The sequence below is a fragment of the Blastococcus sp. SYSU DS0669 genome (assembly GCF_054050895.1).
In genome coordinates, this window is record NZ_JBJHAE010000004.1 from 126,697 (window position 1) to 148,330 (window position 21,634).

Genomic DNA, 21,634 nt, shown 5'->3' on the forward strand with positions numbered 1-21,634 from the left:
GTGAACCGCGCGTGAGAGCCCGATGAGGGAGCTCTCACCAGCGGCCCCGGTGCACCACCTCGTCGACGCCCCGCCGGCCCCGGCGCAGCGACGGCGACCGGCGGTCCTCCGCGCCGGGGTAGCCGACCGAGACGCAGCCGACCGGCCGGTACTCCTCCGGCACCCCGAACGCCGACCGGAACGCGCCGACCCGCTCGGCCGGGACGCCGAAGAAGCAGGCACCGAGCCCCTGGTCGACCGCGGTGAGCAGCATCAGCAGCGAGGCCATCCCGGCGTCGACGTCCCAGTAGGGCACCGGCCAGCGGGCCTCGTCGCGGTCGGTCCAGCCCTTGTCCGGCTCGGCGTAGCGGTCGAGGTAGGCGCTCTTGTTGGCCAGCGGCACGACCAGCAGCGGGGCCCGCCGCATGCGGGTCAGCCAGCCGTCCGGGTGGGTGGGGGCCGGCGCAGTCGCCGACCAGAATCGGTCGCGCTCCTCCGGTGTCTCCAGCACGAGGAACGCCCAGCCCTGGCTGAACCCGGCCGACGGCGCCCGGATGGCGTGCTCGAGCAGCCTCTCCCGCACCTCGGGGGGCACCGGGCGGTCGGGGTCGTAGTCGCGCACCATGCGGCGACGGCGGACGACGTCAGCGAACTCCACGGCAGCTCTCCACGCCGTCAGCCTGCCGCACGGGGGCGACGCCGGGTCAGGCCCTCCGGCCGAGCCGGGCCAGCGCCCGCGTCGCCCGGTCGGCGTCGCCGGGCACCTCCAGGGCCGGGCGGCAGATGCCGTCCATGTGGAGGGCGGGGCCGAAGGCGTCCGCGCCCGCCTCGATCCGGTCCAGCTCCTCGTCGGTGAGGCCGGCGTCGGCGCCGACGGCGCGGGCGACGTCCCAGCGGTGCACGACCATGTCCCAGACGTAGAACTGCACGAAGGCGGCGCCGACCGTGGTGGGGCCGAAGAAGCCCTCGAACTCCCGGGCGGCGACGGCGTCGTCCGACACCGCCTCGGCAGTGCGCTTGGCGTGCTCCCGCCAGGCGGTCGCGAGGTCCGCGGCGACGTCCGGGGCCTCGCCGAGGTCGACGCCGTGCGTGGTGAGGAAGTCGCGCTGGGTGCCGATCACGTGCCTGACGACGTCGGCGGCGGTCCAGCCCTCGCAGGGGGACGGGCGGGCCCAGCCGGCCGGGGGGACGGCGTCGAGCAGCGCGGTGAAGGGGCGTTCGGCGGCCTGGAAGCTCGCGGCGGTGGAGGTCATGCCCCGGAACGTAGGAGCGTGCGGCAGGCTCGGTCTTGATGAAACCCGACAGGGTCGGTGGGGGCATGGACCACGTCGAGCGCGCCCACCTCAAGGACCCGGACGACGCCTCGCACGTCATCCACCGCTATCCCGCGGCGCCGGAGTTCGACGGCCTGCTGCAGCGGTTCTGGATCCCGGTGTGGTCGGTCCCGCCCGGCCGCGAGGCCCCGCAGCGGGTCCTGCAGTACCCGGTCGCGCTGCTGGTCGTCTCGGGGGGCTACGCCCGGTTCTACGGCGTCGTGAGCGGGCTGTCGGAGACGACGCTGACCGGCGACGGCTGGGCGGTGGGCGTCATGTGCGCTCCAGCGGCGGGCGCGCTGGTCGCCGGGGGGCCGATGAGCGGGTACACCGACCGGTACGTCGACGTCGCCGAGGTGCTGGGGCCCGAGGGGGAGCGGCTGACCACGCGCGTCCGCGCCGCCATGGCGCAGGACCCGCACGCCCCGGAGGCGCACACCGCGGCGATGGCCGCGTTCGGCGACGCGCTGCGGCCGTTCCTCCCGGTCGACGACGACGGCCGCCTGGTCAACGAGGTGGTGGCGTTCGTCGAGGGCGACCGCGAGGTGGTCCGCGTCGCGCAGGTGTGCGCGCGCTTCGGGCTCTCCGAACGGGCGCTGCAGCGGCTGGTGCACCGCCGCCTGGGGCTCACGCCCAAGTGGCTGATCCAGCGGCGCCGGCTCCAGGAGGCGGCCGAGCGGCTGCGCGGCAACCCGTCGAGCATCGGCGAGGTGGCGGCGGTGCTGGGCTACGCCGACCAGGCGCACTTCACCCGCGACTTCGCCCGCGTGACCGCGATGACCCCCGGGCGGTTCGCCGCCCGGCACGCGGCCGGGAGCTGACGCCGGGCGCCCCGGAGGCGGTCCCTAGGCTGCACCCGTGCCGAAGCTGCAGCTGCTCCCCGCCGTCGACGTCGCCGACGGCCAGGCCGTCCGTCTCGTGCAGGGGGAGGCCGGCAGCGAGACCTCCTACGGCGACCCCCTCGACGCCGCGCTGCAGTGGCAGCGCGACGGCGCCGAGTGGGTGCACCTGGTCGACCTCGACGCCGCCTTCGGCCGCGGCAGCAACCGCGAGCTGCTGGCCCGCGTCGTCGGAGAGCTGGACGTCGACGTGGAGCTCTCCGGCGGCATCCGCGACGACGCGTCGCTCGAGGCGGCGCTGGCCACCGGCTGCCGACGGGTCAACCTCGGCACCGCCGCCCTGGAGTCGCCCGAGTGGTGCGCCCGGGCCATCGCCGAGCACGGCGACCGGATCGCCGTCGGCCTCGACGTCCGCGGCACCCGGCTGGCCGCCCGGGGCTGGACCCAGGAGGGCGGGGAGCTGTACGAGACGCTCGCCCGCCTGGACGCCGAGGGCTGCGCCCGCTACGTGGTCACCGACATCACCAAGGACGGCACCCTCAAGGGCCCGAACCTGGAGCTGCTGCGCGAGGTCTGCGCCGCCACCCCGCGGCCGGTGATCGCCTCGGGCGGGGTCAGCTCGCTCGACGACATCCGCGCGCTGGCCTCGCTGACCGCCATCGGCGTCGAGGGCGCCATCGTCGGCAAGGCCCTCTACGCCGGCGCCTTCACCCTGCCGGAGGCCCTCCGGGTGACCGAGGAGCTGGCGTGAGCGTGGTCCGCCTGGGCTCGGGCAGCCCCTGGGAGGCGGTGGTCGGCTACAGCCGCGTCGTCGTCCGCGGGGACGCGGCCTGGGTCAGCGGGACGACGTCCACCATCGACGGCGAGGTCGCGCACCCCGGCGACGCCGCGGCGCAGACCCGGCAGGCGCTGGCGATCATCGAGCAGTCGCTGGAGCGGGCCGGCTTCGCCCTCGCCGACGTCGTCCGCACCCGGATGTACGTCACCGACATCAGCCGCTGGGAGGAGGTCGGCCGCGCCCACGGCGAGGTGTTCGGCGGCATCCGGCCGGCGTCGACCATGGTCGAGGTCTCCGCGCTCGTCGACCCCGAGCTGCTGGTGGAGATCGAGGCCGACGCCGTGCGGGAGCCCGCGGCGTGACGCTCGCCGTGCGGGTCATCCCGTGCCTCGACGTCGACGCCGGGCGCGTGGTCAAGGGCGTGAACTTCGTCGACCTCCGCGACGCCGGGGACCCCGTCGAGATGGCCCGGGTCTACGACGCCGAGGGCGCCGACGAGCTGACCTTCCTGGACATCACCGCCAGCTCCGGCAACCGCGAGACCACCTACGACGTCGTCCGCCGCACCGCCGAGAGCGTCTTCATCCCGCTGACCGTCGGCGGCGGCGTGCGCGGCGTCGAGGACGTCGACAAGCTGCTGCGCGCCGGCGCGGACAAGGTCGCGGTCAACACCGCCGCCGTGGCCCGGCCCGAGCTGATCGCCGAGATCGCCCACCGGTTCGGCAGCCAGGTGCTGGTGCTGTCGCTGGACGCGCGCCGGACCCGCGACGGCGCGGTGACCGACTCCGGCTACGAGATCACCACCCACGGCGGCCGCCGGGGCACCGGCCGCGACGCCGTCGAGTGGTGCGTGCAGGCAGCGGAGCTCGGGGTCGGCGAGATCCTGCTCAACTCCATGGACGCCGACGGCACGCGCGCCGGCTTCGACACCGACCTCATCGCGCAGGTGCGCCGCGAGGTGAGCGTGCCGCTGATCGCCAGCGGTGGCGCGGGCGCGGTGGAGCACTTCCCGCCCGCCGTCGCGGCGGGCGCCGACGCGGTGCTGGCGGCGAGCGTCTTCCACTTCGGCCAGCTCCGCGTCGGCGACGTCAAGGCCGGCCTGGCCGCGGCCGGCGTCCCGGTGCGCCGCGAGGGCGACCAGCCACTCCACTGACGGTTGCCGGGTGAGCGCGCCGGAGCCGGCGTGCGCCGCGCGCGGTATCCCGCATGCGGGACGAAGGTCCGTCGCGGGGGCCGGGAGCCGGGAGCACCATGGTCGCTCCCGACTCCAGGAGGCAGTCATGGCGACTCCCACGCTGCAGTCCGTCATCCGCGGCTTCCGCGGTGAGGTGCTCCGGCCCGGCGACCCCGGCTACGACGACGCCCGCCGGGTCTTCAACGGCATGGTCGACCGTTCGCCCGCACTGATCGCCCGGTGCACCGGCACGGACGACGTCGTGGCGGCGGTGGGGCACGCCCGAGACGCCGGTCTCCCGCTCGCGGTGCACGGCGGGGGGCACGGCGTCGTGGGACACGCCGTCTGCGACGGCGGGCTCATGCTGGACCTCCGCCCGATGAACCGCGTGCAGGTCCAGGTGTCCGACCGTTCGGTGCGCGCCGATGGAGGGGCCACGTGGGCGCAGTTCGACGCCGCCACGCAGGAGCACGGGCTGGCGGTCACCGGCGGGCGGGTGTCGTCGACGGGCGTCGGCGGGCTCGCGCTCGGCAGCGGCAGCGGCTGGCTCGAGCGCACGCTGGGCTACACCTGCGACAGCCTCATCGGCGCCGAGGTGGTGACGGCCGCCGGCCAGGTGCTCGAGGTCGGCCCCGAGCAGGAGCCCGACCTGTTCTGGGCGCTGCGCGGTGGCGGGGGCAACTTCGGCGTCGTGACCCGGTTCGACTTCCGTGCTTCGCCGATGGGGCCGGTGCTCCTCGGCGGCATGGTGATGCACCCGCACGAGGCCGCCGTCGACGTGGTCCGCCACTACCGCGAGTTCATGGCCCAGGCGCCGGACGAGGTCAACGGTGCCGCCGCCTTCATCTCCGCCCCACCGGAGCCGTTCGTACCGGAACCCGTGCGGGGCCGTCCGGTGCTGGGGCTGGTCGTCGTGTACGCCGGCGACGTGGCGCAGGGGCAGGAGGTCCTGCGGCCACTGCTCGAGTACGGCTCCCCGATCGTCACGATGGTGCAGCCGATGCCCTACACGGCGATCCAGCAGATGCTCGACCTCGCCTGCCCGCGAGGCATGCGCAACTGGTGGACGGCGGACTTCCTGCGGGAGCTGCCCGACGACGGCATCGAGAGGATCGCCGAGCTGACCGGTCGCGTGCCCTCACCGATGACCCAGGTGATCCTCGCGCCCGGCGGCGGCGCGCTGGCGCGGGTCCCGCGCGAGGCCACGGCCTTCGACCTGCGGGACGCGCCCTGGAACATCCACTTCCTGAGCATGTGGCCCGACCCGGCCGACGACGAGCGCAACATCGCCTGGACCCGGGAGCTGGCCGCCTCCGTGAAGCCGTACGCCGCCGCCGGCGCCTACCTCAACTTCCTGGGCGACGAGGGGGCCGACCGGGTCCGTGCCGCCTTCGGCCCGGACAAGTACGACCGCCTGGTGGCGATCAAGGACCGCTACGACCCGGACAACCTGTTCTGCCTCAACCAGAACATCGCCCCGTCCAGCAGGCAGCCGGGGCCGCGCCCGGGCAGCTGACCCCTCCGGATGGCGGTCAGCCCACGTCGACGCGGGCGACGTCGCGCCGGCCCGCGGCCCAGAGCAGCAGCTCGAGCGGCTCGCCGGTGACCGTGCGCCCGCCGGCACCGAACCGCTTCTCCTCGCCGGCGGCGTCCGAGCGGCGGAGCACCAGGCCGCGGCGACCGGCGGCCCGCCGGGCGTGGAGCGCGGCGACCGACCACAGCTGGTCCTGCTCGGCCCGGGCCAGCGTGCGCGGCTCCCACCCGGGCTGGGCGCGACGGACGTCCTCGTGGTGGATGGTGAACTCCGACACGTTGATCGCCCGGGCCACGGCCGGCCAGGCCGTGGGCGCCCAGGACGGCGGGCCGGAGCGGACCTGACCCACCACCTCGGCGTAGGGGGTGGACTCGCGCAGCCGGTCCTCCAGCCGGTGGGACCACCAGCCCAGCCGCTCACCGCCGGGCACCATCTCCAGGCCGTAGCCCGGGAGGGCGTCGGGCCGCCGGTCGCGGACGGCGAGGTGCGCGGCCAGGTGCGCCGTGGTCCACCCCTCGCAGCACGTCGGCGCCTCCGGCCCGAGCTCGTCGAGGAGGTCGGCCAGGGCGGCGCGCTCGCGGTCCTGCAGGGGTGGGGGAGAGGCGCTCATCGCACCTTCGTACCGGGCGGGTGCGTCCGGCGACACCCGGGCCCGGGAAGAAGTCGCGTGCGGGCGTGGTTGGCACCGCTTAGCGTTCCTAACGACCGTGCACGCCGTCCCGGTCGCCCGACCCCCGAGGAGCCCCGTGTCCCGCCGCAGAGACGCCGTCGTGCGACGCGGGCTCCGCCACATCCGCCGGGCGGTCCGCGAGCAGCCCCGGATGTTCACCCTGGCCCTCCTGGCCAGCAGCCTCTACGGCGCGATGACCGTCGCCAGCGCGTGGGTGATCGGCGAGATCACCTCCCGCGTGCTGCTGCCCTCCTTCGAGGACGGCGCCACCACCGGCACGGCGCTCGCGCTGGCCTCGGTCGCCATCCTCGGCGTCGCGCTGCTGAAGATCCTGGGCATCCTGGGCCGCCGGCTGTTCGCCGGGATCATGAGCTACCGGCTGCAGGCGGAGTACCGGCGTCGCGTGACCGGCCAGTACCTGCGCCTGCCGCTGTCCTGGCACCAGCGCCACCCCACCGGCCAGCTGCTCTCCAACGCCAACTCCGACGTCGAGTCAGCCTGGTTCTTCGTCGCGCCGCTGCCCTTCGCCTGCGGCGCGCTGGTGATGATCGGGATCACCGTGGTGGCGCTGGTCCTCACCGATCCGCTGCTGGCGCTGGTGGGCCTCGTGGTCTTCCCGCTGGTGTTCGCCGCCAACGTCGTCTACTCGCAGGTCATGAGCCCCCGGATGCAGCGGGCCCAGCAGCTGCGCGCGGAGGTCAGCGAGATCGCCCACGAGAGCTTCGACGCCGCCCTCGTGGTGAAGACCCTCGGCCGCGAGGACACCGAGACCGAGCGCTTCGCCGACCGGGCCGAGCAGCTGCGCGACGGGCTGATCGCCGTCGGCCGGGTGCGCGGGCTGTTCGACCCGCTGATGGAGGCGCTGCCCAGCCTGGGCACGCTCGCCGTCCTGCTCATCGGCGCCGGCCGGGTCGCCGACGGCGCGACCGACGCCGGCGAGCTGGTCTCCATCGCCTACCTGTTCACCCTGCTGGCGCTGCCCATCCGCGCCATCGGCTGGGTGCTGGCCGACCTGCCCCGCGCCCTCGCCGGGTTCGACCGGGTCACCCCCGTCCTGGAGGCGACCGGCGAGACCCCCTACGGGCCGGACGCCGCCGTCGCGGGCGCCGGGGGTGCCGGGGTGGCCCTGCGCGACGTCGCCTTCCGGTTCGACGGGAGCGCCCGGCCCACGCTGAGCGGGGTGACCTTCGACGTGCCGGCCGGCCGGACGGTGGCCGTCGTCGGCCCCACCGGCTCGGGCAAGTCCACGCTCGCCGGCCTGCTGGTGCGTCTGGTCGACCCGGCCGACGGCGGCGTGCTCCTCGACGGGGTCGACCTGCGCCGGCTGCGCGAGGGCGAGGTCAGCGGGCAGGTGGCGTTCGTCGCCCAGAGCGCCTTCCTCTTCGACGACACGGTGCGCGGCAACGTCACCCTCGGCGCCCCCTACGACGACGACGAGGTGTGGGCGGCCCTGCGCGTGGCCGCCGCCGACGACTTCGTGGGCGCGCTGCCCGAGGGGCTGGACACCCGCGTGGGCGAGCGGGGCGCGTCGCTGTCGGGCGGCCAGCGGCAGCGGCTGGCGCTGGCCCGCGCCGTCGTCCGCCGACCCCGCCTGCTGGTCCTCGACGACGCCACCAGCGCCGTCGACCCGGCGGTGGAGGCGCGCATCCTCGACGCGCTCCGCGGCAGCGGGACGCCGACGACCGTCGTCGTGGTCGCCTACCGGCAGGCGACGATCGCGCTGGCCGACGAGGTGGTGTGGCTGGCGGACGGGCGCGCCGTCGCCCGTGGCACCCACCAGCAGCTGCTGGCCGAGGTCCCGGGCTACGAGGCCCTGGTCCGCGCCTACTCGCAGACGGAGGTGCCGGCGTGACCGCCGCTGCCCAGCTCGAGGACCGCGAGCACGAGGGCGCCCTGGCCACGCTGCGGCGGGGCCTGCGCATGATGCCGGAGTTCCGGCGCGGCCTGCCGGTCACCTTCGCCCTCGCGCTGGTCGCCACGGCCGGCCGGGTGGTCGTCCCCATCGCCGTGCAGCAGGTCATCGACCGCGGCCTGGGCTCGCCCGAGGGCCCCGACCTGGACTTCGTCGCGTGGGTGGTGGCGGCCTGCGCGGTCGTCGTCGTGCTCACCGCCGTCGCGGTCTACCGCATGAACGTGCGCCTGTTCCGCACCACCGAGACCGCGCTGGCCGGCCTGCGCGCGCGGGCGTTCCGGCACGTGCACGACCTCTCCGTGCTGCACCAGCAGGGCCAGCGGCGCGGCTCGCTGGTCTCGCGGGTGACCGGCGACGTCGACCAGCTCTCGGTGTTCATGCAGTGGGGCGGCGTGCTCGGGCTGGTCAGCGTGGGCCAGCTCGTCGTCGCCACCGCCGTCATGTTCGTCTACTCCTGGCAGCTCACCCTGCTGGTGCTCGTCTGCTTCATCCCCCTGGTGTTCGCCGTCCGCTGGTTCGCCCAGCGGCTGGTGCAGGTCTACGGCGTGGTCCGCGAGCGGGTCGGCGACGTGCTGGCCGCGGTGGCCGAGTCGGTGGTCGGCGCCCCCACCGTGCGCGCCTACGGGGTCCGGGCCCGCACCGCCGAGCGGCTCGACGCCGCCATCGACCGGCACTACCGCGCGCAGGTCGACGCGCAGAAGGTGACCGCCGCGGTGTTCGTCAGCGGGGAGTTCGTCGCCGCCGTCGCCAACGCCGCCGTCGTGGTCGTCGGCGTGCTGCTCGGGCTCGCCGGCGACATCACCCCGGGCACGCTCGTGGCCTTCCTCTTCCTCGTCACCCTCTTCGTCGCCCCGGTGCAGACCGCCAGCGAGGTGCTCAACGAGGCGCAGAACGCCGTCGCCGGCTTCCGCCGGGTGCTCGACGTGCTCGACACCGAGCCCGACGTCCGCGACCCGGCCGTCTCCGCACCCGGCCGGGTGCGCGAGCTGCCGGCCGGCCCCCTCGGTGTCCGGTTCGAGCACGTCACCTTCCGCTACGCGCCGGGTGCGCGGGCGGCGCTGGACGACGTCGACCTGACCATCGCGCCGCGCACCCGCGTCGCGATCGTGGGCGAGACCGGCTCGGGCAAGACCACCTTCGCCAAGCTCGTCACCCGCCTCATGGACCCGGTCGAGGGGCGGGTGCTGCTCGGCTCCGGCGACGCCGGCTGGGTGCCGCTGTCCGAGGTCGCCTTCTCCTCGCTGCGCGCGCGGGTGGTGATGGTGCCGCAGGACGGGTTCCTCTTCGACGCCACGGTGGCCGACAACGTCCGCTACGGCCGGCCCGGCATGACCGACGACGACGTCGTCGCCGCGTTCGACGACCTCGGCCTGGCGCCGTGGATCGCCGGCCTGCCGGCGGGCGTGGGGACGGCGGTGGGCCAGCGCGGGGAGTCGCTGTCGGCGGGGGAGCGGCAGCTGGTCGCCGTCGCCCGCGCCTACGTGGCCGACCCCGACCTGCTGGTGCTCGACGAGGCGACCAGCGCCGTCGACCCGGCCACCGAGCAGCGGCTCACCCGCGCGCTGGACACCCTGACCGAGGGCCGGACGACGTTGACCATCGCGCACCGGCTCTCCACCGCGGAGCGGGCCGACGAGGTGCTGGTCGTCGACGCCGGCCGCGTCGTCCAGCGGGGCGCGCACGCCGACCTGGTCGACGCGGACGGACCGTACGCGCGGCTGCACGCGTCGTGGCGTCGCTCGTCGGCGGGGGAGCCGGAACCCGCGCGCTGAGCGGCCGGCGTTGTCTAGCCTGCCGGGATGGGCTCTGCACCGCGGGCGCGCGGGGACACCGGCACCCCCTCCCCGCGGATCCCCGGCATCGCGCTGGCGGCCGCGGCCATCGGGATCGTCGGCGCGATGCCCTCGGTGCTGCTGGCCCTCGTCGTCGTGGGTCTGGAGGGGTGGCAGGCGGTCACCTCCGGGATCTCGTGGACGTGGCTGCTGCTGATCGCCCCGGTGGTGCAGCTGCTTGCCGCGTTCTGGTTGCTGGCCCGGCGTGGCTGGCTGCCGCTGGCGCTGGCCTGGCTGCCGATCGCTCTCTTCATCGGCGCCGTCGCGGTGGTCGGCGCCGACCCTCCCGAGGGCGGCGCGGCGGCCCTCGCGCTGCTCCAGCTCGCCCTCCCGGTCCTCGCCGCGGTGCTGGCCTCCACCCGGCGGGTCCGCCGCTGGACCGCGGGGTGACGGTGCCCCGGCCGGTCCCGGCGGCACCCGGGCGGGCGAGTCGCGCCCGCGCAGGGCGCCGCGCAGCAGCGGCGGCCCGCTAGCGTCACGGTCGTGGACACCGAGAAGGCCGGCATGGAGGCAGACGTCGTCGTGGTGGGGGCAGGCCTGGCCGGCCTCGTCGCCACCGCCGAGCTCGCGGACGCCGGCAAGCGGGTGGTCCTGGTCGACCAGGAGCCCGAGGCGTCCCTCGGCGGTCAGGCCTGGTGGTCCTTCGGTGGACTCTTCCTCGTCGACTCCCCGGAGCAGCGCCGCCTGCGGGTGCGCGACTCCCTCGAGCTCGCCCGCCAGGACTGGTTCGGCACCGCCGGCTTCGACCGCGACAGCGACCACTGGCCCCGCCGGTGGGCCGAGGCCTACCTGCAGTTCGCGGCCGGTGAGAAGCGCGCCTGGCTCAAGGAGCAGGGCATCGGCTTCTTCCCGGTGGTGGGCTGGGCCGAGCGCGGCGGCTACACCGCCACCGGGCACGGCAACTCGGTGCCGCGCTTCCACATCGTCTGGGGCACCGGGCCCGGCATCGTCGCCCCGTTCGAGCGCCGGGTGCGGGCCGCCGTCGACGCCGGCCTGGTGCAGCTGCGGTTCCGCCACCGCGTCTCCGAGCTCGTGGTCGCCGACGGCACCGTGACCGGGGTGCGGGGTGCGGTCCTGGAGCCGAGCGGCGTCGCGCGCGGCGAGGCCAGCTCGCGCACCGAGGTCGGGGAGTTCGAGCTGCGGGCGCAGGCCGTCGTCGTCACCTCCGGCGGCATCGGCGGCAACCACGAGCTGGTCCGGAAGCACTGGCCGGCCCGCCTCGGTCCCGCCCCGCAGCGGCTGCTCTCCGGCGTCCCCGCGCACGTGGACGGGCACATGCAGGAGGCGGCGGTCGCGGCGGGCGCCAGCCTGGTGAACGGCGACCGGATGTGGCACTACACCGAGGGCGTCGTCAACCACTCGCCGGTGTGGGACAAGCACGGCATCCGCATCCTCCCGGGGCCGTCGTCGCTGTGGCTCGACGCCACCGGCCAGCGGCTCCCGGTGCCGCTCTTCCCGGGCTTCGACACCCTCGGGACCCTGGCCCACATCGGGCAGACCGGCCACGAGCACACCTGGTTCGTCGCCACGCACAAGATCGTGGAGAAGGAGTTCGCGCTCTCGGGGTCCGAGCAGAACCCCGACCTCACGGGCAAGGACCTCCGGCTCCTGATGACCCGCGTGAAGGCCGGCGTCTCCGGCCCGGTCCAGGCGTTCCTGGACGAGGGGGAGGACTTCGTCGTCGCCCGCACGCTGCCCGAGCTGGTCGCGGGCATGAACCGCGTCACCGGCGGCACCCCCGAGCTCGACCTCGCCCAGGTCGAGCGGGAGATCGTCGCCCGCGACCGCGAGGTCGGCAACACCTTCACCAAGGACCTGCAGCTCACCGCCATCCGGGGCGCCCGCAACTACCTCGGCGACAAGCTCATCCGGGTCGCGCCGCCGCACCGGCTGCTCGACCCCGATGCCGGGCCGCTCGTCGCGGTGCGGCTCAACCTGCTCACCCGCAAGAGCCTCGGCGGGCTGGAGACCGACCTCTCCGGCCGCGTGCTCCGACCCGGTGGCGAGGTGTTCCCGGGCCTGTACGCGGCCGGTGAGGTGGCCGGCTTCGGCGGGGGTGGCGTGCACGGCTACCGCTCGCTCGAGGGCACGTTCCTCGGTGGCTGCCTCTTCTCGGGCCGGGTCGCGGGGCGCGCGCTCGCGGCCGCGCTGTGACGGGGCAGCGGTGAGCGCACCACGCGACCCCTGGTCGGACCCGGCGACCCCGACCGAGCCGGGGCCGGTCTACACCGGTCCGCCGCCCACGCTGCCGCCGCCCTCGCCGTACGGCGCACCGCCGTACGGTGTGCCGTACGGCCACCCCGGCCCGTACGGCTACGGCGGCCCCTGGGGGGCGGCGCCGTTCCCCGGTGGCCCGGTCCCGCCCCGGGCCGGGCGCCGCCCGGGCCAGGTCGTCGGCGCCGCGGTGCTGAGCTTCGTCCAGGCGCTGCTGGTGCTGATCGCCTCGCTGTACGTGTGGTTCTTCGCCTCGCTGGCGCAGATGGCGATCGAGCAGAGCCCGACCGCCGCCCCCACCCAGGCGTACGAGTTCGCCCGCGAGGGAGGCGTGCTCTCGATCGTCCAGGTGGTCTCGGTGGTGCTGCTGGTGACCGCCGGCATCCTCGCGCTGACCCGGCGCACCCGGGTGGCCTGGCTGGCGCTGCTCGCCGCGCACGGCGCCCAGCTGCTGCTCGCCGCCTACTGGTGGGCCGAGCTCACCGACCTGCTCGGCCCGGCCGCGGCCACCCAGGACGTCGGCGGCGTGGTGGCGGCGTTCAGCCTGTTCTTCGCCGCGGCCCCGCTGGTCGCCCTCGGGCTGGTGCTGTTCGGCGGCGGTCGCAGCTGGTTCACCGCCCCGCAGGGTTGAGGCGCCCGCACGGCACACTGGGCGGCATGCCCGCGACCGACCCCTCCGTCCCTGCGCCGGCCCCCGAGGTCGCCGCCCTGCTGCGCCGCGACCCTGCCGGCCTGGTCGCCGCCGTCGTCCAGCAGCACGACACCCGCGAGGTGCTCATGGTGGCCTGGATGGACGACGAGGCCGTGCAGCGCACGCTGACCACCGGGCGGGCCACCTACTGGTCGCGCAGCCGGCAGGAGTACTGGGTCAAGGGGGAGACCTCCGGGCACCGCCAGTGGGTACGGGAGGTCCGGCTCGACTGCGACGGCGACGCGCTGCTGCTGCTCGTCGACCAGGAGGGCGCCGCCTGCCACACCGGCGAGCGCAGCTGCTTCCACCGGGTGCTGCCCGCCGCGCAGGGGGTCGCGCCGTGAGGTTCGGGGTCACCGCGCCCTCGCGCGCGGAGTTCGCGGCGATCGGCGGGGTGGGTGGGCCAGGCATCGTGCCGGTCACCCGCCGCCTGCTGGCCGACGGCGAGACCGCGGTCGGCGTCTACCGCAAGCTCGCCGGCAACCGCCCGGGCACGGTGCTGCTCGAGTCGGCCGAGCAGGGCAAGCGGTGGGCCCGCTACAGCTTCGTCGGCGTCCGCAGCGCCGGCGTCCTGACCGAGCACGACGGGCGCACCCAGTGGCTCGGTGACCACGTGCCCGGGCTCACCGACGACCTCCCCGAGGACCCGCTGGAGGCGGTGCGGGTGCTCGCTCGGCGGCTGCGCTCGCCCCGCGGCGCGGGTCTGCCCCCGCTCACCGGCGGGCTCGTGGGCTACCTCGGCTACGACGTCGTCCGCCGGCTGGAGCGGCTGCCCAGCACGAGCACCGACGACCTCGGCATGCCGGAGCTGGCGATGATGCTGGTCACCGACCTGGCCGTGCTCGACCACAGCGACGGGTCGGTGCTGCTCATCGCCAACGCCCTGCCCGGGCGGGGGGCCGGCTCGGCGGACGCCGCCTACGACGACGCCGTCGCCCGCCTGGACGCCATGGCCGCCGCGCTGGTCCGGCCGGCGCCGTCGGCGGTGGCCGTCTTCGAGCCCGCCGACGTCCCGGCGTCGGTGCGCAGCAACCTGGCGCCCGGCGTCTTCCGGGACGGCGTCGAGGAGGTGCGCGAGCACATCCGCGCCGGCGACGCCTTCCAGGTGGTGCTGGCGCAGCGGTTCGAGCTCGTGACCGACGTCGCCGCGCTCGACCTCTACCGCGTGCTGCGGGCGACCAACCCGTCGCCGTACATGTACCTGCTCCGGTTCGCCGGCCGGGAGAGCCCGTTCGACATCGTGGGCTCGTCCCCGGAGGCGCTGGTGACCGTGTCCGGCAGGTCGGCCGTCGTCCACCCGCCGGCCGGCACCCGCCCCCGCGGGGCGACCCCTGAGGAGGACGTGCGCCTCGCCGAGGGGCTGCTGGCCGACCCCAAGGAGCGCGCCGAGCACGTCATGCTCGTCGACCTCGCCCGCAACGACCTGGGCCGGGTCTGCGTCCCGGGCAGCGTCGAGGTCCCGGACTTCATGCGGGTCGAGCACTACAGCCACGTGATGCACCTGGTCTCGACCGTCGCCGGCGAGGTGCGGCCGGGGTGCGACGCCCTCGACGTCTTCGACGCCACGTTCCCCGCCGGCACCGTCTCCGGCGCGCCGAAGCCCAGCGCCATGACGATCATCGAGTCGCTGGAGCCGACCCGGCGCGCGCTGTACGCGGGCACCGTCGGCTACGTCGACGCCAGTGGGGACATGGACATGGCGATCGCCATCCGCACCGCGGTCCTGCACCAGGGGCGCGCCTACGTGCAGGCCGGCGCGGGGATCGTGGCCGACAGCGACGCCGCCAGCGAGGAGGCCGAGACCCGGCACAAGGCGCGCGCGGTGCTCGCGGCGATCGCGACGGCGGAGAGGCTGCGGGAGCTGGCGTGAGCGGCGCGACGGGCGGCGGCCGGCCCGGCGGGGCGCGGCGCGAGCTGACGGCTGCCGTCGTCGCCGCCGCTGCCGCCGGGGCGCTGGCGCTGTCGGCCGCGAGCCAGCGCTGGGCAGAGGTGACCGCCGAGCGCCGGCCGCCCCTGCCGCCGGTGTCCGGGACGCTCACCGGCGGCGCCGCGGCACCGCTGGTGACCGCCGCCGGGCTGGTGCTGCTGGCCGCCGCCGTCGCGCTGCTGGCCGTGCGGGGCGCCGGCCGGCTGGCCGTGGGGCTGCTGGTCGCCGCCTGCGGTGGCGCCGTGGCCTGGTCCGGTGCCCGGGTCCTGGCCGGGGGAGTGGCCGACGCCGCCGCCGACCTGCCGGGCGTGAGCGGCACCAGCGTCACCGCGACGACGGTCGAGGTCGCCGCGGTCTGGCCCGGGCTCGCCGTCGTCGCCGGCGTGCTGGCGGCCCTCGCCGGGGTGCTCACCGTCCTGCGCGGGGCGTCCTGGCCGGCGATGGGGCAGCGCTACGAGCGCGACGCCGGGCCGGCGCGGGCGCGGTCGGACGAGGACCGCGCGGACGACGCCTGGAAGGCCCTGGACCGCGGGGAGGACCCGACCGAGCCCCCGCCGGCGCCGCGGTCCGACCGCACCGCGTAGCGGAACGGGCCAGGGCCGCCTCGGCCGCCCCCGGGCCGGGGGGCGTCCGGCCCGCCTCTAGAGTGGGCCCACCCATCCGCCCGGGATCGACGTACGAGGAGCAGTGGCGCAGATGAACGACCACGGGACCTCGGCCGAGGCTGCGACCACGCCGTGAACGTGCTCGACGAGATCATCGAGGGAGTCCGCGCCGACCTCGCCGTCCGCGAGGCCGCGACGCCGCTGGACGAGGTGAAGGCCGCCGCGCAGGCGGCCCGGCCGGCGCGCGACGCGCTGGCGGCCCTGCGCGCGCCCGGCGTCGGCGTGATCGCCGAGGTCAAGCGGCGCAGCCCCTCCAAGGGCGACCTGGCCGACATCGCCGACCCGGCCTCCCTGGCGCAGCAGTACGCCGCCGGGGGCGCCCGCGTCATCTCGGTGCTCACCGAGGGGCGGCGCTTCGGGGGGTCGCACGCCGACCTCGCCGCCGTCCGCGCCGTCGTGGACGTCCCGGTGCTGTGCAAGGACTTCATCGTCAGCAGCTACCAGGTGCACGAGGCCCGCGCGCACGGCGCCGACGTCGTCCTGCTGATCGTGGCGGCGCTGGAGCAGAACGTGCTGGTCGGCCTGCTCGAGCGGGTCGAGTCCCTGGGCATGACGGCGCTGGTCGAGGTGCACACGGAGGCCGAGGCCGACCGCGCGATGGCGGCCGGCGCCTCGGTGATCGGGGTGAACGCCCGCGACCTGACCACGCTGCAGGTCGACCGGTCCACCTTCGAGCGGATCGCCCCCGGGCTGCCGTCGGAGGTCGTGAAGGTCGCCGAGTCCGGCGTCCGTGGCCCGCACGACCTGATCAGCTACGCCGCCGCCGGGGCCGACGCCGTGCTCGTGGGCGAGGGTCTGGTCACCGCCGGCGACGCCCGCCAGGCGGTCGCCGACCTGGTGACGGCGGGCAGCCACCCCGCCACCCCGCGCACCACCCGCTGAGGGACTGCGGTCCCGGCCGCTCGACCCGGTCCGACGCGGTGAGCCCTCGCCGCCGCCGGTCCAGGCGCTGACCTGCGGGAAGTGTCGTACCCCCGGCCTAGCCTGCGGTTGTGTCGGTGGTCGGGTTCGCGGTCGGGGTGACGGTTGGGCCGGTGTCCGACGCGCCCTCGCCCTGGGAGATCGAGGACCCGGAGCCGCGGCGGTTCGACGAGCCGCTGTCGGCGTGGCTGCCCGCCCGCCGGTCGGCGGGCGAGGTCGCGGAGCTGCTGGGGCAGATCGTGGCGGCGGAGGCGCGGCTGGCGGCGCTGCGGGTGGAGCTCGTGATGGACCTCGCCGCCGCCCGCCCCGCCCCGGTCGATCCGCTGCCCGGCGGGGAGCGGGCCGGAACCGTGGGGCCGGCGGGGGTCAGTGAGTTCGTGCCCGATGAGCTGGCGGCGGTGCACAACGGCAGCCGGGCGGCGGCGGTGACCCTGCTGGAGCACGCCGGGGTGCTCACCACCCGGCTGCCGGCCACCTTCGCCCGGCTGCGGCTGGGGCTGCTGGACTGGCCGCGGGCCCGGGCGATCGCCGCGGAGGTCGCCGCCACCGGGGCCGACACCGATCCGGCGGTGATCGCCGCGGCGGAGGCCGCGGTGCTGCCCGGCGCCACCGGGCTGGGGGTGGGCCGACTGCGCGAAGCCATGCGGGCGGAGCTGGTGGCCCGCGACGCCGCCGCGGCCGACCGGCGCCGGGAAGCGCGCCGGCGCGGCGCGGATGTGTCGGTGCGGCCGGTCGGGGACGGGATGAGCGAGCTGCGCGCCCTGCTCCGGCATCCCGACGCCCGGGCCTGCCGGGCGGCGGTGGACGGCCACGCCCGGGCGGCGAAGGCGGCCGGGGACGATCGGCCGATCGGCATGCTGCGCGCCGGTGCGCTGGCCGACCTGCTGCTCCGGCCGTGGCAGGACCAGCCCGCGGTGACCGCGCAGCTGACCGTGGTTGCCCCGCTGGGCGCGCTCAACCCCGCCCGGTTCCTCGCCGCCGGCGCCCCGCTGCCCGCGGCGTTCACCCCAGCCGGGGCTCCCGAGCCGGTCGGGGAGGTCGACGGTGAGCCGATCACCGCCGCCCACCTGCGCGAACTGCTCGCCCAGCTGGACGCCTGCACCCTGCAGCCACCCCCGGGTGGCGGCCTGGACATCGCCATCACCGACGACACCGGAAAGCTGCGGGCGGTCACCGGCCGCGGCCAGCTGGCCCGGCTGGCGGCCAGCGGCTGCCCCGAGCACCCCGACGCCGCCTGCGGGTGCCCGCTGCTGGGCCCGCCGCCGGCGGTGGACCGCTACCGCCCGACCGCGGTCCAGCAGCGGTTCCTGCGGGTCCGCGACCGCACCTGCCGCCACCCCGGCTGCACCGTGCCCGCCGGCCGGGCCGACCTGGACCACGTCCTCGCCCACGCCGACGGCGGCCAGACCGCCTGCCCCAACCTGTGCTGCCTCTGCCGCCGCCACCACCGGCTCAAGACCTTCGCCCCCGGCTGGACCCACACCCTGGACGACGACGGCGTGCTCACCGTCACCACCCCCAGCGGCGTCACCGGGACAAGCCGACCACCCGGCTACCGCGTCCTCACCCAGCCACCCGGACCACCACCGGACCCGGACCCGGACGAGGAGCTCGAGCCGGACGACGACCCGCCACCCTTCTGACCGCACGCGGCTGCGCTGGTCCGATCCGGTGATGTCGCGTGCACCCCTGCGGCGCTCGCGGCGCCCGGCGCGGGACACTGTGCGCATGACGACGACCAGCCCACCGCAGACCGGAGACCTCTCGCTCCCGGCGCGACCGGGCTGGCCCGACGCCACCGGGCACTTCGGGGTGTTCGGCGGCCGCTTCGTCCCGGAGGCGCTGATCGCCGCGCTCGACGAGCTGACCGAGGCCTACGAGGCCATGCGGGTCGACCCGGCCTTCCTGACCGAGTTCGCCCGCCTGCAGCGCGACTACACCGGTCGGCCGAGCCCGGTCACCGAGGTGCCGAAGTTCGCCGCCCACGCCGGCGGGGCGCGGATCCTGCTCAAGCGCGAGGACCTCAACCACACCGGCTCCCACAAGATCAACAACGTGCTGGGCCAGGCGCTGCTCACGAAGCGGATCGGCAAGACCCGCGTCATCGCCGAGACCGGCGCCGGCCAGCACGGCGTCGCGACGGCGACCGCGGCAGCGCTCATGGGGCTGTCCTGCACCGTCTACATGGGCGAGGAGGACACCCGCCGCCAGGCGCTCAACGTCGCCCGCATGCGGCTGCTCGGCGCCGAGGTGATCCCGGTGACCACCGGCTCGCGCACCCTCAAGGACGCGATCAACGAGGCCTTCCGCGACTGGGTGACCAACGTGGAGACGACCAACTACGTCTTCGGCACCGTCGCCGGCCCGCACCCGTTCCCCGCGATGGTCCGGGACTTCCAGCGGGTCATCGGTGACGAGGCCCGCGCCCAGGTGCTCGAGCGGGAGGGGCGGCTGCCCGACGCCGTCCTCGCCTGCGTCGGCGGCGGCTCGAACGCGATCGGCATATTCACCGCCTTCGTGCCCGACGAGGGCGTGCGGCTGGTCGGCCTGGAGGCGGGCGGCGACGGCGTCGGCACCGGCCGGCACGCGGCGACGATCACCGGGGGGACCCCGGGCGTGCTGCACGGCGCCCGCTCGTTCCTCCTCCAGGACGAGAACGGCCAGACCGTGGAGTCCCACTCCATCAGCGCCGGCCTGGACTACCCGGGCGTCGGCCCGGAGCACTCCTACCTGCACCACATCGGGCGGGCCGAGTACCGGCCGGTGACCGACGCCGAGGCCATGGAGGCGTTCGCTCTCCTCTGCCGGACCGAGGGCATCATCCCGGCGATCGAGTCCGCCCACGCCCTCGCCGGCGCGCTCGTGCTCGGCAAGGAGCTCGGGCCGGACACGCTGCTCCTGGTGAACCTCTCCGGGCGGGGCGACAAGGACGTCGAGACGGCGTCGCGCTGGTTCGGGCTGGGCGACCGTCAGGAGGTCGACCCGGGCCCGGGTCTGGACACCGACCAGCGGCCCACCGAGGGTGCGGTCAGCAACGCCGAGGCCGTCGCCGGCCAGGACGCGGGGGAGACGGCGTGAGCGCGCTGCAGGAACGGATCGACGCGGCGAAGGCGGAGGGCCGCGCCGCCCTGATCGCCTACCTCCCGGTCGGCTACCCGGACGTCGAGGGCTCGATCGAGGCCATGGTGGCGGCGGTCGAGGCCGGTGCCGACGTCGTCGAGATCGGCGTCCCCTACAGCGACCCCGGCATGGACGGTCCGGTGATCCAGGAGGCCGTGGAGGTCGCCGTGCGCGCCGGGGTCGGCATGCCGGACGTCCTCCGCGCCGTGGCGGCCGTCGCCGCGGCGGGCGCCGTCCCGGTCGTGATGAGCTACTGGAACCCGATCGAGCGCTACGGCGTCGCCCGGTTCGCCGCGGACCTGGCCGCGGCCGGGGGAGCGGGCGCCATCACGCCCGACCTGATCCCCGACGAGGCCGGGGAGTGGCTGGCCGGGGCGGAGGAGCACGGCCTGGACCGGGTGTTCCTCGTCGCGCCGTCGTCGACCGACGCGCGCCTTCGCTCGACCACCGCCGCCTGTCGCGGGTTCGTCTACGCCGCGTCCACGATGGGGGTCACCGGCACGCGGGCCACGGTGGGCGACGCCGCCGAGAAGCTCGTGACCCGCACCCGGGAGGCCGCGCCCGGCCTGCCGGTGTGCGTCGGCCTGGGCGTCTCGGACGGCGGCCAGGCGGCCGAGGTCGCCGCGTTCGCCGACGGCGTCATCGTGGGCTCCGCCTACGTCCGCGAGCTGCTGGAGGGCCGGGGGGTGGAGGGCGTCCGCGCGCTCACCCGGGACCTCGCCGCCGGTGTCCGCCGGGCGGGGGTGCCGGCGTGACGGTGCTCGCCGCCATCCCGAGCCCCACCCAGGGCGTCTGGGAGCTCGGGCCGCTGCCGATCCGGGCCTACGCGCTGTGCATCGTCGCCGGCATCGTCGCGGCCGTCCTGATCACCGAGCGGCGCTGGGTCGCTCGCGGCGGAGCGCCCGGGGACGTGCTGGACATCGCCGTGTGGGCGGTGCCTTTCGGCATCGTCGGCGGGCGCATCTACCACGTGATCTCCAGTCCGCGGCCGTACTTCGGCGCGGACGGCGACCCGCTGCGGGCCTTCGCCATCTGGGAGGGCGGCCTCGGCATCTGGGGCGCCATCGCGCTCGGCGGCGTGGGGGCCTGGATCGCCTGCCGGCGGCGTGGCATCCCCCTGCCCGCGTTCGCCGACGCCCTGGCGCCGGGGCTCCTGGTGGCGCAGGCGATCGGCCGGCTGGGCAACTGGTTCAACAACGAGCTCTACGGCGGCCCCACCGACCTGCCCTGGGCGCTCACGATCTACGAGTGGAGCGGGGGCCGGGCGGTCACCGGCGCCGACGGCGAACCGGTGGTGCTCGGCACCTTCCACCCCACGTTCCTCTACGAGCTGCTGTGGAACCTCGCCGCGGCGGTGCTGGTCGTCTGGGCCGACCGCCGCTTCCGCCTCGGGCACGGCCGGGCGTTCGCGCTCTACGTGGCCTCCTACTGCGCCGGCCGGCTCTGGATCGAGCTCCTGCGCACCGACCCGGCCGAGACCTTCTTCGGCGTCCGGGTCAACGTCTTCACCTCGATCGTCGTCGGGCTGCTGGCGGTGACCTACTTCGTCTGGCAGCGCGGCCGCCCTCGCGAGGTCATCGACCGCGGCGACGCGGCCACCTCCGGCGAGCCGGCCGCGCCGGGGTCCCCGGCACCCACCGAGGCGTCGGCCGGGCCCTCCTCCGGGGCGACGGCGGCCGCGGCGCGTGAGGACGATCACCGGCCGTCGTCCGGGAGCTGACCGGGGGCTCGCCGGGCGGCCCGCGCCTGAGCGTGTGCACCGTCACGGATCGGCTTCAGCCGTGTCAGGACGGCGTTACGGCTGTGTACGCTTCCGCCTGACCCACCCAGCGATCCTGGCGCGGGTCGTAGTGTCGGACCGGGCCAGCGCTGCCCCGCGGACGACGGCTCGCCGGCACCAACCGGTGGGCTCGCGCGCGTCAGCCGGTCGGGGCCACCTGTGCCCGCCCGGTACCCCGCGATCCGCACGTGCCGCCATCTCCGCCGCCCTTGACCTCCGGCCCGGGCCCCCGCCCCCGTCCCGCCCTCGCCCCCGAGGGACGACGGTGCGCCGACGACGGGAGTG

The 21,634-nt window shown here is 76.0% G+C and carries 21 protein-coding genes; 18 read left to right on the top strand and 3 right to left on the bottom strand.

Annotated elements, in window-relative coordinates:
* Positions 1-34 precede the first annotated feature (34 nt).
* Positions 35-637, bottom strand: coding sequence for a nitroreductase family protein (locus ACI792_RS06665; RefSeq protein ID WP_456601909.1), 603 nt, complete (start codon positions 635-637; stop codon positions 35-37).
* A gap of 46 nt (positions 638-683) precedes the next feature.
* Positions 684-1,232 (bottom strand): TIGR03086 family metal-binding protein, encoded by a 549-nt coding sequence (locus ACI792_RS06670; RefSeq protein ID WP_456601910.1) that lies wholly within the window; start codon positions 1,230-1,232, stop codon positions 684-686.
* A gap of 38 nt (positions 1,233-1,270) precedes the next feature.
* Between ACI792_RS06670 and ACI792_RS06675 the strand changes: the two genes are divergently transcribed.
* The 5 genes from ACI792_RS06675 to ACI792_RS06695 all read left to right on the top strand — a co-directional run bounded on the left by ACI792_RS06675 (position 1,271) and on the right by ACI792_RS06695 (position 5,599).
* Positions 1,271-2,113 carry a helix-turn-helix domain-containing protein gene (locus tag ACI792_RS06675; RefSeq protein ID WP_456601911.1) on the top strand — a complete coding sequence of 281 codons (843 nt, stop codon included), beginning with the start codon at positions 1,271-1,273 and terminating at the stop codon, positions 2,111-2,113.
* Positions 2,114-2,150: 37 nt separating this feature from the next.
* Entirely contained in the window at positions 2,151-2,882 is a 732-nt protein-coding gene (priA, locus tag ACI792_RS06680) for a bifunctional 1-(5-phosphoribosyl)-5-((5-phosphoribosylamino)methylideneamino)imidazole-4-carboxamide isomerase/phosphoribosylanthranilate isomerase PriA (RefSeq protein WP_456601912.1), read from the top strand.
* Complete coding sequence (locus ACI792_RS06685) at positions 2,879-3,271, top strand: RidA family protein (RefSeq protein WP_456601913.1); 393 nt, start codon at positions 2,879-2,881, stop codon at positions 3,269-3,271. Before priA ends, ACI792_RS06685 begins: the two co-directional genes overlap by 4 nt.
* The gene (hisF, locus tag ACI792_RS06690) at positions 3,268-4,062 is read left to right on the top strand and encodes an imidazole glycerol phosphate synthase subunit HisF (protein WP_456601914.1); all 795 of its coding nucleotides are present in this window, start codon (positions 3,268-3,270) and stop codon (positions 4,060-4,062) included. The genes ACI792_RS06685 and hisF overlap by 4 nt, the downstream gene beginning before the upstream one ends.
* Positions 4,063-4,189: 127 nt before the next feature.
* A complete protein-coding gene (locus ACI792_RS06695) occupies positions 4,190-5,599 on the top strand; it encodes an FAD-binding oxidoreductase (RefSeq protein ID WP_456601915.1) in 1,410 nt (469 codons plus the stop codon).
* A 16-nt stretch (positions 5,600-5,615) separates the two neighbouring features.
* On the opposite strand, the gene ACI792_RS06700 is transcribed toward ACI792_RS06695, so the two are convergent.
* Positions 5,616-6,227: a TIGR03085 family metal-binding protein gene (locus ACI792_RS06700; protein ID WP_456601916.1), complete on the bottom strand. Its 612-nt coding sequence runs from the start codon at positions 6,225-6,227 to the stop codon at positions 5,616-5,618.
* A gap of 136 nt (positions 6,228-6,363) precedes the next feature.
* On the opposite strand from ACI792_RS06700, the gene ACI792_RS06705 reads away from it, so the two are divergent.
* The 13 genes from ACI792_RS06705 to lgt all read left to right on the top strand — a co-directional run bounded on the left by ACI792_RS06705 (position 6,364) and on the right by lgt (position 21,289).
* Positions 6,364-8,139 carry an ABC transporter ATP-binding protein gene (locus ACI792_RS06705; protein ID WP_456601917.1) on the top strand — a complete coding sequence of 592 codons (1,776 nt, stop codon included), beginning with the start codon at positions 6,364-6,366 and terminating at the stop codon, positions 8,137-8,139.
* On the top strand, positions 8,136-9,971 hold the full coding sequence (locus ACI792_RS06710; RefSeq protein ID WP_456601918.1) for an ABC transporter ATP-binding protein: 1,836 nt from the start codon (positions 8,136-8,138) through the stop codon (positions 9,969-9,971). Before ACI792_RS06705 ends, ACI792_RS06710 begins: the two co-directional genes overlap by 4 nt.
* 27 nt (positions 9,972-9,998) lie before the next feature.
* Positions 9,999-10,421 (top strand): hypothetical protein, encoded by a 423-nt coding sequence (locus tag ACI792_RS06715; RefSeq protein ID WP_456601919.1) that lies wholly within the window; start codon positions 9,999-10,001, stop codon positions 10,419-10,421.
* Positions 10,422-10,514: 93 nt separating this feature from the next.
* Positions 10,515-12,185: an FAD-binding dehydrogenase gene (locus ACI792_RS06720; protein WP_456601920.1), complete on the top strand. Its 1,671-nt coding sequence runs from the start codon at positions 10,515-10,517 to the stop codon at positions 12,183-12,185.
* A 10-nt stretch (positions 12,186-12,195) separates the two neighbouring features.
* Positions 12,196-12,876, top strand: a complete 681-nt coding sequence (locus tag ACI792_RS06725; RefSeq protein ID WP_456601921.1) for a hypothetical protein — start codon at positions 12,196-12,198, stop codon at positions 12,874-12,876.
* A 26-nt stretch (positions 12,877-12,902) separates the two neighbouring features.
* Positions 12,903-13,280 carry a phosphoribosyl-AMP cyclohydrolase gene (hisI, locus tag ACI792_RS06730; RefSeq protein WP_456601922.1) on the top strand — a complete coding sequence of 126 codons (378 nt, stop codon included), beginning with the start codon at positions 12,903-12,905 and terminating at the stop codon, positions 13,278-13,280.
* Complete coding sequence (locus ACI792_RS06735; RefSeq protein ID WP_456601923.1) at positions 13,277-14,806, top strand: anthranilate synthase component I; 1,530 nt, start codon at positions 13,277-13,279, stop codon at positions 14,804-14,806. The genes hisI and ACI792_RS06735 overlap by 4 nt, the downstream gene beginning before the upstream one ends.
* Positions 14,803-15,447 (top strand): Trp biosynthesis-associated membrane protein, encoded by a 645-nt coding sequence (locus ACI792_RS06740; RefSeq protein WP_456601924.1) that lies wholly within the window; start codon positions 14,803-14,805, stop codon positions 15,445-15,447. The genes ACI792_RS06735 and ACI792_RS06740 overlap by 4 nt, the downstream gene beginning before the upstream one ends.
* Before the next feature lie 153 nt (positions 15,448-15,600).
* Positions 15,601-16,410: an indole-3-glycerol phosphate synthase TrpC gene (trpC, locus tag ACI792_RS06745; protein WP_456601925.1), complete on the top strand. Its 810-nt coding sequence runs from the start codon at positions 15,601-15,603 to the stop codon at positions 16,408-16,410.
* Positions 16,411-16,562: 152 nt separating this feature from the next.
* A complete protein-coding gene (locus tag ACI792_RS06750; RefSeq protein WP_456601926.1) occupies positions 16,563-18,092 on the top strand; it encodes a DUF222 domain-containing protein in 1,530 nt (509 codons plus the stop codon).
* An 85-nt stretch (positions 18,093-18,177) separates the two neighbouring features.
* Positions 18,178-19,527: a tryptophan synthase subunit beta gene (gene trpB, locus ACI792_RS06755; protein ID WP_456582580.1), complete on the top strand. Its 1,350-nt coding sequence runs from the start codon at positions 18,178-18,180 to the stop codon at positions 19,525-19,527.
* Complete coding sequence (trpA, locus tag ACI792_RS06760) at positions 19,524-20,324, top strand: tryptophan synthase subunit alpha (protein WP_456601927.1); 801 nt, start codon at positions 19,524-19,526, stop codon at positions 20,322-20,324. Before trpB ends, trpA begins: the two co-directional genes overlap by 4 nt.
* Positions 20,321-21,289 (top strand): prolipoprotein diacylglyceryl transferase, encoded by a 969-nt coding sequence (gene lgt, locus ACI792_RS06765; protein WP_456601928.1) that lies wholly within the window; start codon positions 20,321-20,323, stop codon positions 21,287-21,289. Before trpA ends, lgt begins: the two co-directional genes overlap by 4 nt.
* Positions 21,290-21,634 lie beyond the last annotated feature (345 nt).

Bases quoted from the DNA above. Each gene is read 5' to 3' on its own strand.
- ACI792_RS06670 (WP_456601910.1), bottom strand. From the start codon at position 1,232: ATGACCTCCACCGCCGCGAGCTTCCAGGCCGCCGAACGCCCCTTCACC.
- ACI792_RS06675 (WP_456601911.1), top strand. From the start codon at position 1,271: ATGAAACCCGACAGGGTCGGTGGGGGCATGGACCACGTCGAGCGCGCC.
- ACI792_RS06695 (WP_456601915.1), top strand. From the start codon at position 4,190: ATGGCGACTCCCACGCTGCAGTCCGTCATCCGCGGCTTCCGCGGTGAG.
- ACI792_RS06700 (WP_456601916.1), bottom strand. From the start codon at position 6,227: ATGAGCGCCTCTCCCCCACCCCTGCAGGACCGCGAGCGCGCCGCCCTG.
- ACI792_RS06715 (WP_456601919.1), top strand. From the start codon at position 9,999: ATGGGCTCTGCACCGCGGGCGCGCGGGGACACCGGCACCCCCTCCCCG.
- hisI (WP_456601922.1), top strand. From the start codon at position 12,903: ATGCCCGCGACCGACCCCTCCGTCCCTGCGCCGGCCCCCGAGGTCGCC.
- trpB (WP_456582580.1), top strand. From the start codon at position 18,178: ATGACGACGACCAGCCCACCGCAGACCGGAGACCTCTCGCTCCCGGCG.